Origin of the sequence: Rhodococcus sp. C1 (genome assembly GCF_020809065.1) — a bacterium.
Classification (GTDB): Bacteria; Actinomycetota; Actinomycetes; order Mycobacteriales; family Mycobacteriaceae; genus Rhodococcus_F; species Rhodococcus_F qingshengii.
Map to the genome: position 1 here is coordinate 1,282,120 of NZ_CP078080.1, position 15,832 is coordinate 1,297,951.

The window sequence follows — 15,832 nt, forward strand, 5'->3', positions numbered from 1 at the left end:
GTCTATTTCCTGTCAGTTGACGTGACGGTCAGCGGTGGTCCAGTAGGTCGCGCGAATCGCGCGGCGATCGATCTTGCCGTTTCGGTTGACAGGCAACGAATCTGCGAAGTCGACCGAACGTGGCTTCTTCATGCTTGCCAGACGCGTCGAGCAGTGCGCGATCAATTCCATTGCGGTGGTGTCAGTTCCATCTCTGGTCACGACAACAGCCTTGACTGCTTCGCCCCACTTCGGATCGGGAACTCCCACTACGCAGACTTCGGAAACGGCGGGATGTTCGTACAAAGCGGCCTCCACCTCGCTGCAGTAGATGTTGAATCCGCCCGAGATGATCATGTCCTTCTTGCGGTCGACGATGAACAGGTAGCCGTCTTCGCGGAAATAGCCGACATCACCCGTGTGGACCCAGCCGTTCCTGAACGTCTCAGCCGACAGCTCGGGTTCGTGGAAGTATTCGCGGACACAGTCCGGACCACTGGCTACGATCTCGCCGATCGTGCCGGCCGGGACCTGTACGCCGTTGTCGTCGACCACGCGAACATCGGTGTCGTATGCCGGCCGGCCGCACGAGAGAAGAAGCTCAGGGTCGGATTCGATACCGCGCACCACGTCTTCAGCGGTCAAGACAGTGACGACGCTGGTCGTTTCGCCGAGCCCGTATCCCTGAATGACGATGGGACCGAACACCTTTACCGCGTCGCGCAACCGTTGTGGAGAAACCGGCGCTGCGCCTACGCCGATGCAGCGCAGCGAGCTCAGGTCGACGTCGGTAACCGACGGATGGTCCATCAGCAAGTTGAGCATCGTCGGGACCACCATGGTGGTGGTGATCCGCTCACGTTCGATGGTCTGCAGGAACGTCCTCGTGTCCCATGCCGGCAGGATCACCACTGCGGCGCCCCTGGCGAACATTCCGAGCACCACCATGCCGGAAGCGTGTGTGATCGGGCCGGGGGCGAGGTAGCGATCACCAACAGTCGGCGCGCCTTCGGGGCTCATCAGTCGCTTGCGCATGTTCGCCAAGCGGTTGCCCTGACTCTGGACCGCAGCCTTGAGCTTGCCGGTGGACCCGGATGTGTAGTTGAGGACAGCCGGGGCGTCAATGTCGACGTCCACCTCGACGTTGTCTTCGCTGCCCCTTGCCGTCAGTTCGTGATAACTGTCCGCGTCGGGAGTCGAAGTGCTGTAGTCGATCACCCTGCAGTTCAGCCCTGCGTCGGCGACGACCTTCAGCGCCATGCCGGCGTGTGCGGCGTCGACGAAGAGGACACGCACATCGGCGTCGGCGAGGATATGCCCGAGTTCGTCGGCGCCCAGTCGTGCGTTGATCGGTACCCTGACGAATCCTCCCTTGTACAAGGCCATTTCGGTCACTACGAGTTCCCCGCAGTTTCCGGCAAAGGTTCCGATCATGTGTCCGGGCCGTGTCCCGATCACTGCGAGAGCCGACGCGAGACGGTTTGCGGCCGTATCGAGCTCGCTGTAGGTCCACCGGCCTTCGCCGCAGACAAGGGCTTCGAGATCGGGGTAGTAGCTGGCGCTTCGGGCGAGATAAGTACCGAGGTTCATGGACATCTCCAGAGAAAATCGACATCACGAATGTTAATGGACAGTCTGTCTATATTCGATCGTCCTGTCAACGTTGAACTATGCTTCGTACAACAGTGCGAAGGAAGGGAACCCAATGCCTCCAGAAGACAGACGTGTCCGGCGTACCCGACGATTGCTGCGGGATGCCTTGGTCTCGCTCGTTCTGGAACGGGGATATGCCGGGATCACCGTCGAAGACATCACGGACCGTGCAGATTTGGGTCGGGCGACGTTCTACAGTCACTACACCGACAAAGACGATTTGCTCGGTCAAGTCGTGTCCGATCTGGCCGATGACCTGCAAGAGCGGCTCGGTCCGCTCATTCCCGCCTCTTCGATCGGATTCACCGGCAAGCCTGTGCTCGAGATGTTCAGGCATGCCGCTGAGGAACGTGACGTCTACCGTGTGATCCTGCGTGGTGAGGGGGATGGCAAGGCGCTGCGAAAGTTCGTCGAAGACCGCAGCGTCGCCGCTGTGCGGATATTTTCCGCACGGGCAGAAGCGCTCGGGGTTACTCCGCGAATCGACATCGAAGTACTCTCGCGGGCATGGGTGGGTGAACAGATCGCGGTCATGCAGTGGTGGCTCGAGTCCGACCCGCCACCGCTGACGCCGGAAGAAGTCACCGAGATGCTGCTCGAACTTTCGTTGCGGGGACGCTACTGGTCTTCGGGTTTCGACGGCGAATTGAAATCCGAATAGCCGCTGTCACGTCTCGCCGTTGCCGCGGCGGCTTCGTCGAGAACCGACTCGGTGTGCTCGCCCACGTACGGAGTCGGAAGTCGAAAACTGTTCAGTCCCAAGCTGAATTGCGCCGGGAATCTCATCTGGGGCCAGCTTTCTCCGTTTTCGGTCGCGACCTCGCTGAACAGGTTTCGAGCGATGACATGGGGATCGCTCATCAGTTGTCCGGCGTCGGTGAACACCGGCGCCCACGGCGCATTGATCGCAGTCAACGATTTTTCCCACCACTCGTATGTGTGCGTACCGAAGGTGGTGACCAGGAGTTCCCGCAACTCAGCCTTGTGCTGTGTTCGGGTCCATCGATCGTCGTAGCGCAGTGTGTTCAGTGCCGGAAAATCAGCGCTGAATGCTGTGCGGAACTCGATCCAGAACTTGTCTTCGAAAGTGGCAAGTGAAAGCAAGCAACCGTCGGAAGTCTCGAAAATGTCGTTGTCTCCCTGGACGGTCGGTGAATCGGTAGGGTTCTCGATATCGCGGATCATGAGCGCGAAAGGCGCGCACCAGGCGGTTGCAGCCTCGGCGAGGGAAATGTCTATGTGTTGTCCGCGTCCGTGCTTGTCCACGCTGGCGAGAGCAACCGAGATGGACAGTGCCGCGTACATCGAACCCACCAGATCACCGGCCCGGATACCAGGGCGGGTGACGACTCCGTCGGTGCACCCGGGAACCGCGAAAAAGCCGGAAAGGCCGAGGAAGTTCAATTCGTGCCCCGGCTTGTCGGCATAGGGTCCGGACTGCCCGTAACCGGTGATCGAACATAATACGATGCGTGGGTTGGCTTTTCGAAGTACGTCGTAGCCGAGTCCCATGCCTGTCAGTACCTGTGGCCGGAACCCCTCGACCACTGCATCTGCGGTCTCGACCAGTCGAAGGAACGTCTCGCGATCGGATTCGAGACGGAGATCGAGCGCGATCGATCGCTTGTTCCTGTTCAACGAGGCCATCCGTTCACCAGCTGCCCGCGTCGGATCAGGTCGCTTCGGGTTCTCGACCTTGACCACGTCGGCGCCCAGATCTGCGAGCAGCGTCGTCGCAAACGGGCCGGGCAGAAGGCGAGAGAGGTCGAGAACGCGCTTGCCGTGTAAGAAACTCCATTCCGACGTGTTGTCGCTGTCCATGTTCACACTCCGAAGACTGTCGAGGCAGTAGCCGATAACGCCAAACCCTCATCGGCACGGCATTGTTCGTAACTGCTGGATCCCAGGATGATCAACCTGATCGATAATTGGCAGACTATCGATTAATGAACAGGATGTCTACGAATTGATTGCGGCGAGGTTTTGTTCTGCTTTGTCGACGCGACGCTCAGCAACACGGAGTTCCTTCTCGGATTCTCGAACCGCAGCGTCACTGGTCTTCTCGGCGTTCCGTGCGAACTGCCGTTGCTGCTCAGCGTGCTCGAGTTCGGTGCGCAGTTCTTCAACGCGCCGTTCGACGTCGGAGAGCGTCGTTCTGGCTTCCTGGAGTTCGGCGGTCTCGGACTTCACCCGGCGGCGGATCTCGTCGGCCTGCGCCGTGGCTTCCTTCAATTCTGCTTTTGCTCTGGCTTGTTCGGCCTTCAGTTCCGGAGTTTTCGACTTCGGAGTCGTCGGCTCTTCAATCGCGGCGTGCTGCGGTGATTTCTCATTCACCACGGCGAGCCCGGCGGGTCCGAAACCGCTGTAAGTCGCAGCGGTCACGACCCGTCCGAGTCGAACCTGCGCGGCAGTCTCCTCATCGGCCAGGGCGGCATTGAGAGTCTGCGCGACATCGCGCAACGAATCCTCGCCGACGCTTTTTCCCCGTGAAGCGGCGATCTCACCGGATTTGTGGGCGAGACTCCGCACCACCTGCTGCCTCTGTGTCGTCAGCCGTCGCAAGTCCGGGCCCGAGAGATGGCGTTGAGCGTCGCGTAGCGATTCGCCAAGCGCGAGAAGTGCATCCAGATCCTCTGGTGCATCTCGCGAGATGAGATTGACCAACCACCCCACGGTGGTCGGCTTCCGAAGTTTTCCGATCTCTGCGGCCAGTGTGCGGTCGTTGTCGTCCCGGGCAGCCTTCACATGCTTTGTACGCGCCTCTACGAACTCGCCGGGGTCGAGGCCGTAGAGTTCGTCGGCGACATCATCGAGGGTCACGTATCAATACTGTCATTCGGCGAATCGTTCGAAGACTGTCTTCCAGTCGTTCTTGATGCTCACCACCGTCCACCCGTTTGCGCGCGAGACGTCGAGTGCGTGCTCGGCCCCGTCCACGTAGTCGAACTCGCGTTCCGGATCGTCATGGAGCACCAGAAGGCGAAGTGCCGGAACGTTCGGGTGTTCGGCGAACTTCAACATAGGTAGGTCACCGTTGCTGTTTCCGGCCGCGATGACAGGTCGTCGGCCGATTCGGTTCCAGATCTGTACGGGCTTGGCCGGCCCGTCGTCGACGACATCGGTTTGGGGCTGACGAAGGATCGTGCCGCTGTGGCCGTCGTCCTTCCACGTCAATGCCACGCCGCTGCCGATGACGCGATCTCGGGGGATGCCGTAGACCTCCTGACTGATCGGCCGCATGAAATCACGTCCGCCGCCAGAGACTATGTAGTTGGAGAAGCCTTTGGCCGCAAGGTAATCGAGCAACTCCACCATGGGCGAATAGCTGCAGTGCAAATATTTGCGATCGAGAGTGGGATGCGAAGCAGTGCGCAGGTAAGTATCGGCGTGGGTTTCGAATTCGTCGACTGTGACTTCGGCGAATGCCGCCAGGACACCGGCCGCGAGTACCTTCAGTGCGCTGTCGTCGCCGCGATAGTGCTTCGAGATCACTTCGTTCAACCAGGAGTAGTCCTTTTCGAACGCAGCCTGCCACGGTTGACGGTTGCGAAGAGACGGATCCTGGGCGGTCATCTCGACGAGGCGGCGCAGGATGAAGTCGAGTTGGATCGGCATCGGCTTCTCACACCACAGGGTTCCGTCGTTGTCGAAGACTGCGATCCTGTCTTCCGGTGCGATTTCGTCCGGACTTCCCTCAGCCGTCGCGCGTTCGACGAATTGCCGGACGGCCTGCTTCGGCGGGCCGTCTTGCCAGCTCGGTAGCGGGTCGCAGGTGTCGGAGGTGGAGGCTTCAACGAATTGACTGCTCATGTGGTCCCTGGCTTCCAGTGAGTCGATGACAAATCCGGCACTCTCATACTCGGATCTCCTGCCGAAAATGGCATCGCCCATTTCGGGCGACAGCGGTTCGGTGACCACAATCGGGGTATGCGATTCACCATGCGGCCGTAGAGGCTGGAAATCAGATGACCTACAAGGAGCCAGATCATGGCCAACGCATTCAAAGGCGTCGTCAACCTCGATATTCGCGATTCGATTCCCGACTGGAGCCCGTACGAGCAGCCGAAGGCCGCCGCCGGCACACCGAATATTCTTTACATCGTTCTCGACGACGTCGGATACGGCGCCTTGGGTTGTTACGGGGGACCGATCGAGACGCCGAACATCGACCGCATCGCGGGCAACGGATTGCGGTACGGGCAGTGGCACACCACAGCGCTGTGCTCCCCGACGCGATCGTGTCTGCTCACCGGGCGAAACCACACGACCAACGGCATGGCCTGCATCAGCGAGTGCGCGGTCGGTTTTCCCGGCGGAAACGGTCACATCCCTCCCGAATGTGCCACGCTCGCCGAGGTTCTGGTCGAGCAGGGATTCAGCACCGCGATGGTCGGCAAATGGCACCTGTGCGCAGAAGACGAGATGAATCTTGCTTCCACGAAACGGAATTGGCCGGTCGGCCGCGGATTCGAGCGGTTCTACGGCTTTCTCGGCGCCGAGACCAATCAGTGGTATCCCGATCTCGTCCACGACAACCACCCCGTCGAACAGCCGTCGACGCCCGAAGAGGGGTATCACTTCAGCGTCGATATCACCGACAGAGCGCTCGAATACATCGGCGACGTGAAGTCGATAGCTCCGGACCGGCCTGTATTTCTCTACTACGCACCCGGGTGCGCACACGCTCCGCATCACGCGCCCCGCGAATGGGCCGATCGCTACGCAGGCAGGTTCGACGCAGGGTACGAAGCCATGCGGGACGAGATTCTGGCCAGACAGAAGGAAATGGGACTTGTCCCGAAAGACACGACCCTGCCCTCACTCAACCCGATAGGCACTCCTGAGACCCGCACCGGGCCCGACGGCGAACCGTTCCCGCCGCTGGATTTCACCCGCCCCTGGGACACCCTCTCCGCTGACGAGCAGCGACTGTTCTCACGGATGGCGGAGGTGTACGCGGGCTTCCTCTCGCACTGTGACGATCAGATCGGACGCCTGCTCGGATACCTCGAAGAAATCGAGCAGCTCGACAACACGATCATCGTGGTGGTCTCCGACAACGGTGCCAGCGGTGAGGGCGGACCCGACGGATCTGTCAACGAGAACAAGATTGCGAACGGCGTACCCGACGACCTAGCCGAGAACCTGGCGAAGCTGGACGAGTTGGGCAGCACCGAGACGTACAACCACTATCCCAACGGGTGGGCGATGGCGTTCAACACGCCCTTCAAGATGTGGAAGCGTTACTCGTTCAACGGTGGAACCTGCGACCCATGCATCATCTCGTGGCCGGAGGGCATCGATGCCCGTGGCGAGATTCGAGATCAGTACCATCACGCCATCGACGTCGTCCCGACTCTGCTCGACTGCGTCGGCGTCGACTTGCCTGACACGGTGAAGGGGTACACCCAGCACCCGATTCAAGGCGTGAGCATGCGGTACAGCTTCGATGCCGGCAACATCCCCACCGCCAAGCACACCCAGTTCTATTCGATGCTCGGAGGACGAGGAATTTGGCATGACGGCTGGAAGGCCGTCACCACGCACCCGACTCTGAGCGGGTGGGGCCATTTCTCGGAAGACACCTGGGAGCTCTACCACACAGAGTTGGACCGAGCCGAGCTCCGGAACCTTGCGGATGAAGAACCCGGCAGGCTGGCAGAGCTGGTGGGGTTGTGGTTCCACGAGGCCGGTGCCAATCAAGCTCTGCCACTGGACGATCGGTCCGGTGTCGAACTCCTCACCACGCCTCGCCCCCAGTTGGCCCCGCCCCGAAACCGGTATGTCTACCGCCCGGGCGGAGCCGAGGTACCGGAAGCCGTCGCCGTCAACCTTCGTAATCGTTCATTCTCGATCGGGGCAGTTGTCGATTTGGCCGAACCAGGTGCGACCGGTGTGCTCTTCTCGCATGGTGGCAGGTTCGGTGGGCATTCGCTGTACGTCAAGGACAACCGCCTGCATTACGTGTACAACTTCCTCGGCAGTGAACAGCAGAAGATCGATGCCACCGAAGACCTTCCGATCGGCGAAAATATAATCTTGGCAGCAACTTTCGAGAAGGAAGGCGAGGATCCGCCGGGCACAGCGCACGGGGTGCTCGGCCTCTACTACGGCGATCGGAAAGTCGGTGAGGGCAGAATCCGCACTCAGCCAGGCAAGTTCAGCATCGGCGGCGGCGAAGGGCTCAATGCAGGCCGTGACAGCGGGGAGCCCGTAACCGACGACGCGCTCAACAGGGCAGCGACGGCGGCGGCGGGTAGGCGAAGTCTGGACAGACGCATGGAATCTCGTTCTCGCAGGGGCTCGTTCGCGGAGCCCGTTACCGTGTGAACAGGCGCCTGTTGACCCCTGCTGCCAGCCGGTATTCGGACTCGAGATCGCCCCACCCGAGCGCCTTCCCAGATTCTCATCCAGTGGCGTAAGCCCGGGCGGTCACCCTCACCGCTGCGCGTCAGTTCCGGATTCACACCGGATTCCCTGACCCCCTGTGTGGAGGTCCGCTGGCACAGAGGAACTTATCACCGCAGTGCACCGCCGGTCAGGTCGGCTGGTGTGAGGTAATCAGATCTCGATGGCCAGGTCGTCGATGTCGGTGAGGGTTCCGCCGTCGGCGAGGATGCGCTCGTAGTTCTCGCGTCGACGGAGGTCGATTTCGGTGTTGCTGACGCCCTCCTTCCAATATCCGAATATCGCGACGTCGTTTTTGTCGAGTCCGACGGTCGATCGAAAGTGCTTCCGGATTGCGCGCATCTCGTTGCGTTCACCGGCGCCCCACACGACGTAGCTCGCGGGATTGGCGAGCTCGCGTGCTCGTACCGCCAGTGGGCCGTCGGGCTCGGCCGGATCTGCGCTCACGCGGTGAAGCTCCAGGCCGGGGAGGGCGGGCAGTTCGGCGAAGGCGACCTCGTCATCTGTTGTGACCCAGCCGATTCCGACGACGTCGGTAGGTAACTGCTCGATGATTGAGTGCAATGCGGGTATTGCGGTGCCGTCCAGAAAAAGTGCGATACGTCGACCAGGAACATCAGGGATCAAGAAGTGTGGCCGCGGACCGGTGAGGCCGAAGGTGTCACCGACGGCCAACGCTGCTGCCCACCTCATCATCGGACTGGTCTGTCCGTGCAGGACCACATCGACGACGATCGATCCGCTCGCTGAATCGTAGGAACGCACCGTGTACACGCGCGAAGCGTCGTCGAAGGCCGGCCCGAGATTCATGCGTACGGTCACATTCGGGCGTGACCAGGTCGGATCGTCGGTCGACTCCGTCAAACGAGCCGTGATCCGCAGCAGGTGATCGCTCGGTCGCTCCATCGCTTCGACGATCGCGAGAACGTCGTTGAGTCCGCGATTGTGGTCAGCGGTCCGTAGGACGGTCGTCGGGGGAGTTGTTGTGCGCGAGGCGTCTGCATGTGTCATCGACTGTGCTCCTGGATCGGGTTTTCGGGATGCCGCCAGGTTAGTGCTGCCTAAGTCGAGCGAGTTGTCCAGAAGTGACATCTGATTACCTGAATGATTCGGGTCTCGAAACGACGCGGTTGAGCGAGTGGTGCCGGCGCTGCTACCGTGCCTGTGATGTCCATACGCCGCTGTTCTCTCGCTTCCGGCCGTGCACTGCGCACGGCCCGATTCGGCGTAGCGACTTTCCGACGTGGGCGTAAGGCGATCGACCGCCGCCCGTCCGGTCTTGTCTGGATCGAAAGAGCCTTGGCCGCACCGGCCGGATCCGTCTGACATTCGCCACTTCGGCGAGCATTGCCTCGCCGAGATTTCGCAGTGCCACACCTGTTGCAGTGCTGCGCATTTCCCGTACCTGAAGTTTCTCGCGGGTGAGTTGTGAGTGTCGGCGCCACCGAGCCTGGAATGCCAGCCAACTCGTTTTCGTGAAAGGTACACAGCAATGAATCGTTTCGAAGGTCGTCGTATTCTCGTCACCGGCGCAGGATCTGGAATCGGGCAGGCCACCGCGCTGCGGTTGCTCGCCGAAGGTGGCCGCGTGGTCGCTGCAGACATCTCCGAGCAGGGTTTGGCGAACACCCGGAAATCGGCAGAACATGCTTCGACGGAGGATCGCCTCGACACCGTCGTCGTCGATATCGGTGACGAGAGTTCCGTCATCAAGGTTGTGGGTCAGGCGATTTCGACTCTCGGGGGATTGGACGTACTGGTCAACGCCGCCGGGATACTGCGTGGTGGGCACACCCACGAGACCTCGCTGGACCTGTGGAATCAGGTGCTCTCCGTGAATTTGACGGGCACTTTCCTCGTCACCCGCCAGGCACTGCCGGCTCTCCTCGCCACCGCCAACGCAGTCGTGGTGAATTTCAGTTCCACCTCCGCGGCCTTCGCGCACCCGTACATGGCCGCGTACGCCGCAAGTAAGGGAGGAATCCAGTCCTTCACTCACGCACTGGCTCTCGAATACGGCAAGCAGGGTCTGCGTGCCGTCGCGGTGGCTCCAGGCAGTGTGAAGAGCGGGATCACCGACACTACGGCGTCGTACTTGCCGGAAGACACCGACTGGTCGCTCTTCGGCAAGTTGTCACCGATTCTGAGCACTGATCTGGAGTCCGGTGGTGCCCCCATGGCCGGGCCGGAAAGTGTTGCGGGAGTTATCGCGATGTTGGCATCCGACGATGGTGCCTTCATCACGGGCACGGAGATCCGTGTCGACGGCGGCACACACGCCTGATTCTGAGTCCGTCTGACGGCCCGCACAGGCAGGCCGTCAGACGCGAGCCGTCATTCTTGCGAGCGAGTGATGGCGGGGACGACGTAGGACTGATCGAGCACGGCGGGCGAAGGTTCGTACATTCTCAGTACCGGTCGGAAATCCCCGCGCGGTGCGGGCAGCCAGTTTGCCTTCGCCGTGGGATCTTTCGGCTCCTCGTGGCTGATCGTGATCGTCAACGCACCGTCGGCGTCGTGGACGATTCCTGGAGTGCGGTCGCCGATCGAGTATCGGTCGACGGGGTTCGCCACGAGGAAGAAGTCCGGCACCGAGTACATCGTCAGCGACCAGAAGGCGCTCACCGGCGGAGTGGGGTCGAGTCTTATTGTGTAGGTCTGGTTTCCGTTCAACTGCTCGCCCTGATCGTCGACGTAGGTCATGATGTACGCCGCTTCGTAAGGGTGGTTGCCCCACAGCCCGCCCTTGGCAGCCGCGGCGCGTTCGACGATGCGCAACTTGGGATCGGCGATCTTGAATTGTGGATCGTCGATTGTGCCGACCTCGAAGTAGTCGAGGTTGTAGTCGAAGGCGTGGAATGTGAGCTTCCATCCGTTGACTTCGGGGCTGGAGCCTTTCGTGAGGGCCTCGAGCAGGTTCTTCTCACCGATCGTCAATCCGTCAGCCAACGCGGCTGCCTCGTCGGCAGAGAGTGAAGCGGCAGAGTGTGAGCTATAGGGAGAGGCCCCGGGCTCGTCGATTCCGATCGGGGAGAAGGAATCCTGGAGTTCTCGATCGCGTGGGGCCGGCGGAAACGCCTGTGACCAGATGCGGAGTTTCTCGAGGAACAGGAGGTCCTGGCTTACCCCGGGTTCGGGCACTGGGAGACCCGCCGAGTTTCCGGTGGAGTCGACGACGGTCAGTGTGGTGGCGTCCTGCAAGGCGTGCACCGCAGGGAGGTCGTCGTCGCCACCGCATGCCCACCGGCCCACGATCGACGCAATGTTCGTGGGAAATCTGATCACCGTGGTCTGGTCCGCCGGGGTTCCCGTCCAGGTGGGTGGGACGAGAAGGAAGTCTCCGCTCTTCGTGCCGGTGGCCCGATGCCCGACGTAAGCGAAATTGTTTGTCCAGGCGTCCACGAACTGGAGGACGTAGTAACGGCCATCGGTATCGGGGACGTGCAGCGCAACGGGGCCGACAGAGAGATCGATCTGCGCCATGGAATACACGGTGTCGTTGTTGATCGTGACGAAAGTGTCTGCCGGCCCGGCCAGTGTGCGGGCGTGGCTGAAGGTGTTGAAAGGTGCGGCGGGGTTCGCTCCGACACCGTTGTGAACATACCGATGGACCTGGTCGAGATTGAAAACGAGGGGAAATCCGTAGATATACGCCTGAGCTGCAAGCTCGGTGCGACTGGTGTCTGTCATCTCTGCCCTCTCGTCGTGCACGTCGGTTCGAAGTCCACCCTGCGGGAACCCTGCCGTCGGGGCATCACCCGCCGAGGGTGACGACGGTAGAGGGAGAAGACATGTCGGATCAGGAGAGTGCGGCATTGGTCGCTGTCGCAGACGAGTGGAACGTCGCGATGTGCTCGAACGACGCCGAACGGATCGGCGATTTCATGGCAGACGACTGGGTGATCGTCTCGGAATCCGGAGTGTCGACCAAAGCGGAGTTCCTGGGCTTCGTGGCCTCGGGCGACCTGACTCATTCGGCGATGGACCGCGTCGGGAGCGCTCGCGTGCGTTTCTTCGGTGACGTCGCACTGTTCACCACGCTGATCGTCAATACCGCGCACTACGGCGGCAGACAATACGACGCCGACGAGTGGACCACCGACGTGTTCGCGCGGCGAGACGGTCGTTGGCGCTGCGTGTTGAGCCACATCACGCCGGCGGTCGAGGCGAAGATCGAGGACGTGGAACTGTGAGGTAGAGATAAGAGAAAGGCTGATGTTTTAACGGAGGCGCTATTGGGTAGTAATACGAGTTTCGCATTTATGAATGTATTTATCGGATTTATCGATTGTGAAGTTTCTGTAGTAGCGTCAGTTGAGTAGATCATTTTGATACGCATACCGGATGAGGTTCTCACATGATTGTTCTCGGCATTATTCTGGCGTTGATCGGCTTTTTCACGGGGTTGAGCATTCTGACCACCGTCGGCATCATCTTGGTCGTCGTAGGTGCAGTTTTGTCCATCCTCGGTGCTACCGGGCGCGCAGTGGGCGGACGAAAAGTCTGGTATTGATCAATACTGCGCGAGTAGTTGAGAAGGCGGTACCCGATCTCTTCGGAGATCGGGTACCGCTTTTTGTGCTCCAACTGGTTTTCGGTCTCTCTACCCCAAATTATCGATCTGAGCGGCATCGGGTAAACATGAAGGATGCTTTCTCGAGACCATGACGAAGAGAAATCTGCCGAGCGATTCAGATTCCCTCGCAGATGGAATCAGGTTGACGAATCGCGCCGCGGTTTGGTGTTGGCGTGGGTGGCCTTCACGTTGACGTTCGGCGGAGCACGTCTGGTGACGTGGTTGATCCAGATCGACACCAGGGACGTCGGCGACATCAGCGCCGGTGGCACTCATCTGCATCACTATTTATGGGGAATTCTGCTGTTGGCCGGGGTGGCGATCTTCGGACTCGTCGACCGAAGTCCTCGCGCAAGAACATGGATGGGCATCGCGTTGGGCATCGCACTCGGGCTCATCGTCGACGAGGCTGCGTTACTGATCACTCTCGACGACGTCTACTGGCAGAGCGACGGTTGGCCCAGCATCGCCATCGCTGTGTCGATCATCGGAGTGGTAGGAACCGGTCTCGCGCTGACCCGAAGCGGAGCGGAGAAGCCTCGAGGTTGATCCGGCCACGGCACGGGTACTCACTCCCGTGCCGGGAAGTCGCGCGGATCGTGAGGTGGCTTGAATGGATCCCAGTTCCGCGGACACCTCACCGGATTCCGACAGTGAAGTCAAAGCGGCAGATCCGATGGCGGAAGCCGAACGTGAAGCCGCAGCATTGGCGACGCCCGTCCGGCCGCTGGGCGAACCGGGGCCGAGGTTCGATCGTCGTTCACCGTTCTTCATCGGTCTGAGCGCGGCGGCCGGTGTTGCCGTGACGTACGCGGTGATCGAAGTGCTCCTGGCGGCGCGAGGCATGCTGATCCTGATCGTGGTCGCGCTGTTTCTCGCGGTGGGCATCGAACCGATGATCGTCTGGCTGGAGCGGAGACATTTCCGACGCTGGATCGCAGTCACCGTGGTACTCCTCGGAATTGCAGTGATGTTGGCGCTGTTTCTGGTTGCTGCGATCACCCCGCTGGTCGAGCAGGGACGTCAGTTCGCATCACACGCTCCCGAACTTCTGACACACATTCGTGACCGGTATCCGATCGTCAGCGACCTCGACGAGAAGTATCACCTCGAGGAGCACCTCACCACCCAACTGGACGGTTCGGGGTCTGCGCTCGCGACGGGTTTGCTCGGAGCGGGGCGGGCGGTGTTCAGCGCAGTCGCCGACGCTGGAATCGTTGCTGTACTGACGACGTACTTCTTGATCGACTACCCACGAATCCGCACGAATCTGTATCGGCTGGTGCCACATTCGCGGCGGCCACGAGCAATCGCCATCGGTGATCAGATACTGGCAGGTGTGGGTGGGTACGTCCTCGGCAATGTTCTGATCTCCGTGATCACCGCAGTGTGCACCTTCGCGTGGTTGTTGATCTTCGACGTGCCGTATCCGTTGATCCTGGCGCTGCTGGTCGCTCTGCTCGATCTGATTCCGATAGTCGGTTCCACGATCGCAGGGGTTGTCGTCGCCCTGGTCTCCCTGACAGTCTCTGTCCCAACGGCATTGGCGACAGTTGCGTTCTTCATTGCGTTACGTCTGCTCGAGGACTACCTGCTCGTTCCGAAGATCATCGGGAAGACGGTAGCGGTCCCGGCACTGGTGACCGTTGTCGCGGTTCTGTTGGGTGGAGCGTTGCTCGGTATTGTCGGTGCGTTGCTGGCGATTCCGGTCGCTGCGGCCTTGCTGCTGCTTGCAAGGGAGACGCTCTTTCCGCGCCTCGACGCTTCTTGACCGGCTTCTATCGGACGCTTCGCGCGCGACGCCGAGAACCAGGATTCGGCTTGGGGCACATCCGAGTCGGGATGGTTTCTCCCTCGGCGGTGATACGGAATACCGAGACTTTCTCGCTACAACCGTGATTCAGATCGACCGCGTATGCGATTGCGGCGCGATCCGAGACGAAATCTTCCATCACCGTTGTACCGTCCGGTAGTTCGATTCTGTAGTTTTCCATGACTTACACAACCTTCTTTCGCTAAGACGATCCTACCCGGCTCGAGAAGTGGCAAACCCGTGGAACACAACGTGCGACAGTCGTCTTCGTGCCTTGCCGGAGCAATGTTTCGACACCTCGCCTGCTGGGTAGTGAGAGTCGGTCAGCCGCTCAGGCGGTACGTATCGAACCACGGAGGATCCGCGCAATGAGCGCAGTATCGAAAGCGATGTACAAGCCACTCTCACTGGCGACCAGCGTCCTGGGCGGCATCTTGGCCGGCGCTGTCTTCCAGCAGGTGTGGAAGCGCATCGGTGACGACAAGAATGCGCCCGAGCCCAAAGACTTGAGCAGGTCGAGCAAGGAAGTCCTGATCGCCGCAGCCCTGCAGGGAGCCATCTTCGCTGTTGTGCGAGCCGCAGTGGATCGTGCGGGGGCAAAGGGCTACCGGGCCCTTGCTCACGAAGATCCTCGGTAGGAACGCCCGGTTCGGTTCGAGTTCAGTCGACGACGGCCGCGATTGCCTCGATCTCGACCAGTTGATCGTCGTAACCGAGAACGGTCACACCCATCAGAGTGCTCGGGGCGTCGTGATCACCGAACGCGTCGCGGACTACCTCCCACGCCGCAACGAGGTCGGCTTGATTGCTCGACGCCACCAGGACGCGGGTGTTGATCACGTCGGTGATGGACGCGCCCGCGTCCGAGAGAGCTGTTCTCAGGTTGTCGACGGCCTTGGCTGCCTGTCCTGCGTAGTCACCGATGGCGGCAGTAGAGCCGTCCTCGTTCAACGGGCAGGATCCGGCCAGGAAGATCAGTCGGGCCTCGGCGGGAGCCGTTGCTGCATAGGCATATTCAGCCACCGAAGAGAGTGACGTGGAACGGATCAGAGTTACCGACTTCGACATTATTTCCCCAAGGAATAGTAAAGTTTTGCAGCGAGTCTTTCACAGCACGCCAGGGGTTGCCAATTCATCGTCGGACCCATCCCTTCAGTCGGCAGCTACGAATGACTGTCAATGAGCCGAGAAGAAGAGCACACAGCACCTGTCGACGAGTGGCTGACGACCAAACAGGTTGCAGCACTGTTCCACGTCGACAGGACCACGGTGTCCAGATGGGCGAGGGAGGGCAAAGTCGGCACTCTGAGAACGCTTGGCGGGCATCGGAGGTACCGGCGATCGGAGATCGAGACGTTGCTGCGTAACCGCTCGACGACGCTCGATCACCAATAACCTCCGGC

Annotated in this window: 18 protein-coding genes and 1 riboswitch; of the genes, 10 read left to right on the top strand and 8 right to left on the bottom strand. The window is 60.7% G+C overall.

Annotated elements, in window-relative coordinates:
- Positions 1 to 12: 12 nt before the first annotated feature.
- Positions 13 to 1,569: an acyl-CoA synthetase gene (locus tag KTR60_RS05840; protein WP_228401954.1), complete on the bottom strand. Its 1,557-nt coding sequence runs from the start codon at positions 1,567 to 1,569 to the stop codon at positions 13 to 15.
- Positions 1,570 to 1,684: 115 nt separating this feature from the next.
- On the opposite strand from KTR60_RS05840, the gene KTR60_RS05845 reads away from it, so the two are divergent.
- Positions 1,685 to 2,293 (top strand): TetR/AcrR family transcriptional regulator, encoded by a 609-nt coding sequence (locus KTR60_RS05845; protein ID WP_007734687.1) that lies wholly within the window; start codon positions 1,685 to 1,687, stop codon positions 2,291 to 2,293.
- Here KTR60_RS05845 and KTR60_RS05850 read toward each other — a convergent pair.
- From KTR60_RS05850 to KTR60_RS05860, 3 genes are all read right to left on the bottom strand, one after another.
- Positions 2,251 to 3,453, bottom strand: a complete 1,203-nt coding sequence (locus KTR60_RS05850) for a CaiB/BaiF CoA transferase family protein (protein ID WP_007734688.1) — start codon at positions 3,451 to 3,453, stop codon at positions 2,251 to 2,253. The genes KTR60_RS05845 and KTR60_RS05850 overlap by 43 nt on opposite strands.
- A 138-nt stretch (positions 3,454 to 3,591) precedes the next feature.
- Positions 3,592 to 4,452: a hypothetical protein gene (locus tag KTR60_RS05855; RefSeq protein ID WP_007734690.1), complete on the bottom strand. Its 861-nt coding sequence runs from the start codon at positions 4,450 to 4,452 to the stop codon at positions 3,592 to 3,594.
- Positions 4,453 to 4,464: 12 nt separating this feature from the next.
- The gene (locus KTR60_RS05860; RefSeq protein WP_052027945.1) at positions 4,465 to 5,442 is read right to left on the bottom strand and encodes an HAD family hydrolase; all 978 of its coding nucleotides are present in this window, start codon (positions 5,440 to 5,442) and stop codon (positions 4,465 to 4,467) included.
- A 177-nt stretch (positions 5,443 to 5,619) separates the two neighbouring features.
- Here KTR60_RS05860 and KTR60_RS05865 point away from each other — a divergent pair, with 177 nt between their 5' ends.
- Positions 5,620 to 7,962: an arylsulfatase gene (locus tag KTR60_RS05865; protein WP_228401955.1), complete on the top strand. Its 2,343-nt coding sequence runs from the start codon at positions 5,620 to 5,622 to the stop codon at positions 7,960 to 7,962.
- Between the two features lie 8 nt (positions 7,963 to 7,970).
- Positions 7,971 to 8,152, bottom strand: a riboswitch (cobalamin riboswitch).
- 41 nt (positions 8,153 to 8,193) lie between these two features.
- Here the strand turns inward: KTR60_RS05865 and KTR60_RS05870 are convergent.
- The gene (locus KTR60_RS05870) at positions 8,194 to 9,051 is read right to left on the bottom strand and encodes a siderophore-interacting protein (protein ID WP_003945614.1); all 858 of its coding nucleotides are present in this window, start codon (positions 9,049 to 9,051) and stop codon (positions 8,194 to 8,196) included.
- Positions 9,052 to 9,207: 156 nt separating this feature from the next.
- Here KTR60_RS05870 and KTR60_RS05875 point away from each other — a divergent pair, with 156 nt between their 5' ends.
- Entirely contained in the window at positions 9,208 to 9,366 is a 159-nt protein-coding gene (locus KTR60_RS05875) for a hypothetical protein (RefSeq protein ID WP_155419158.1), read from the top strand.
- Positions 9,367 to 9,532: 166 nt separating this feature from the next.
- Positions 9,533 to 10,324, top strand: coding sequence for an SDR family NAD(P)-dependent oxidoreductase (locus KTR60_RS05880; protein ID WP_054187942.1), 792 nt, complete (start codon positions 9,533 to 9,535; stop codon positions 10,322 to 10,324).
- A gap of 50 nt (positions 10,325 to 10,374) precedes the next feature.
- On the opposite strand, the gene KTR60_RS05885 is transcribed toward KTR60_RS05880, so the two are convergent.
- Positions 10,375 to 11,730: a DUF1254 domain-containing protein gene (locus KTR60_RS05885; protein ID WP_054187941.1), complete on the bottom strand. Its 1,356-nt coding sequence runs from the start codon at positions 11,728 to 11,730 to the stop codon at positions 10,375 to 10,377.
- A gap of 101 nt (positions 11,731 to 11,831) precedes the next feature.
- Here KTR60_RS05885 and KTR60_RS05890 point away from each other — a divergent pair, with 101 nt between their 5' ends.
- The 4 genes from KTR60_RS05890 (at position 11,832) to KTR60_RS05905 (ending at position 14,387) form a co-directional block, all read left to right on the top strand.
- A complete protein-coding gene (locus KTR60_RS05890; protein WP_054187940.1) occupies positions 11,832 to 12,233 on the top strand; it encodes a nuclear transport factor 2 family protein in 402 nt (133 codons plus the stop codon).
- Positions 12,234 to 12,397: 164 nt separating this feature from the next.
- Positions 12,398 to 12,553, top strand: a complete 156-nt coding sequence (locus tag KTR60_RS05895) for a DUF6131 family protein (protein WP_003945564.1) — start codon at positions 12,398 to 12,400, stop codon at positions 12,551 to 12,553.
- A gap of 135 nt (positions 12,554 to 12,688) precedes the next feature.
- Positions 12,689 to 13,165 (top strand): hypothetical protein, encoded by a 477-nt coding sequence (locus tag KTR60_RS05900; protein WP_003945539.1) that lies wholly within the window; start codon positions 12,689 to 12,691, stop codon positions 13,163 to 13,165.
- Between the two features lie 64 nt (positions 13,166 to 13,229).
- Entirely contained in the window at positions 13,230 to 14,387 is a 1,158-nt protein-coding gene (locus KTR60_RS05905) for an AI-2E family transporter (RefSeq protein ID WP_042453495.1), read from the top strand.
- Between the two features lie 7 nt (positions 14,388 to 14,394).
- On the opposite strand, the gene KTR60_RS05910 is transcribed toward KTR60_RS05905, so the two are convergent.
- A complete protein-coding gene (locus KTR60_RS05910) occupies positions 14,395 to 14,610 on the bottom strand; it encodes a hypothetical protein (RefSeq protein ID WP_003945874.1) in 216 nt (71 codons plus the stop codon).
- A 187-nt stretch (positions 14,611 to 14,797) separates the two neighbouring features.
- Between KTR60_RS05910 and KTR60_RS05915 the strand changes: the two genes are divergently transcribed.
- On the top strand, positions 14,798 to 15,067 hold the full coding sequence (locus KTR60_RS05915; RefSeq protein WP_003945929.1) for a DUF4235 domain-containing protein: 270 nt from the start codon (positions 14,798 to 14,800) through the stop codon (positions 15,065 to 15,067).
- A gap of 22 nt (positions 15,068 to 15,089) precedes the next feature.
- On the opposite strand, the gene KTR60_RS05920 is transcribed toward KTR60_RS05915, so the two are convergent.
- On the bottom strand, positions 15,090 to 15,497 hold the full coding sequence (locus tag KTR60_RS05920) for a RidA family protein (RefSeq protein ID WP_019747226.1): 408 nt from the start codon (positions 15,495 to 15,497) through the stop codon (positions 15,090 to 15,092).
- Positions 15,498 to 15,608: 111 nt separating this feature from the next.
- Between KTR60_RS05920 and KTR60_RS05925 the strand changes: the two genes are divergently transcribed.
- On the top strand, positions 15,609 to 15,824 hold the full coding sequence (locus tag KTR60_RS05925) for a BldC family transcriptional regulator (RefSeq protein ID WP_003945782.1): 216 nt from the start codon (positions 15,609 to 15,611) through the stop codon (positions 15,822 to 15,824).
- Positions 15,825 to 15,832 lie beyond the last annotated feature (8 nt).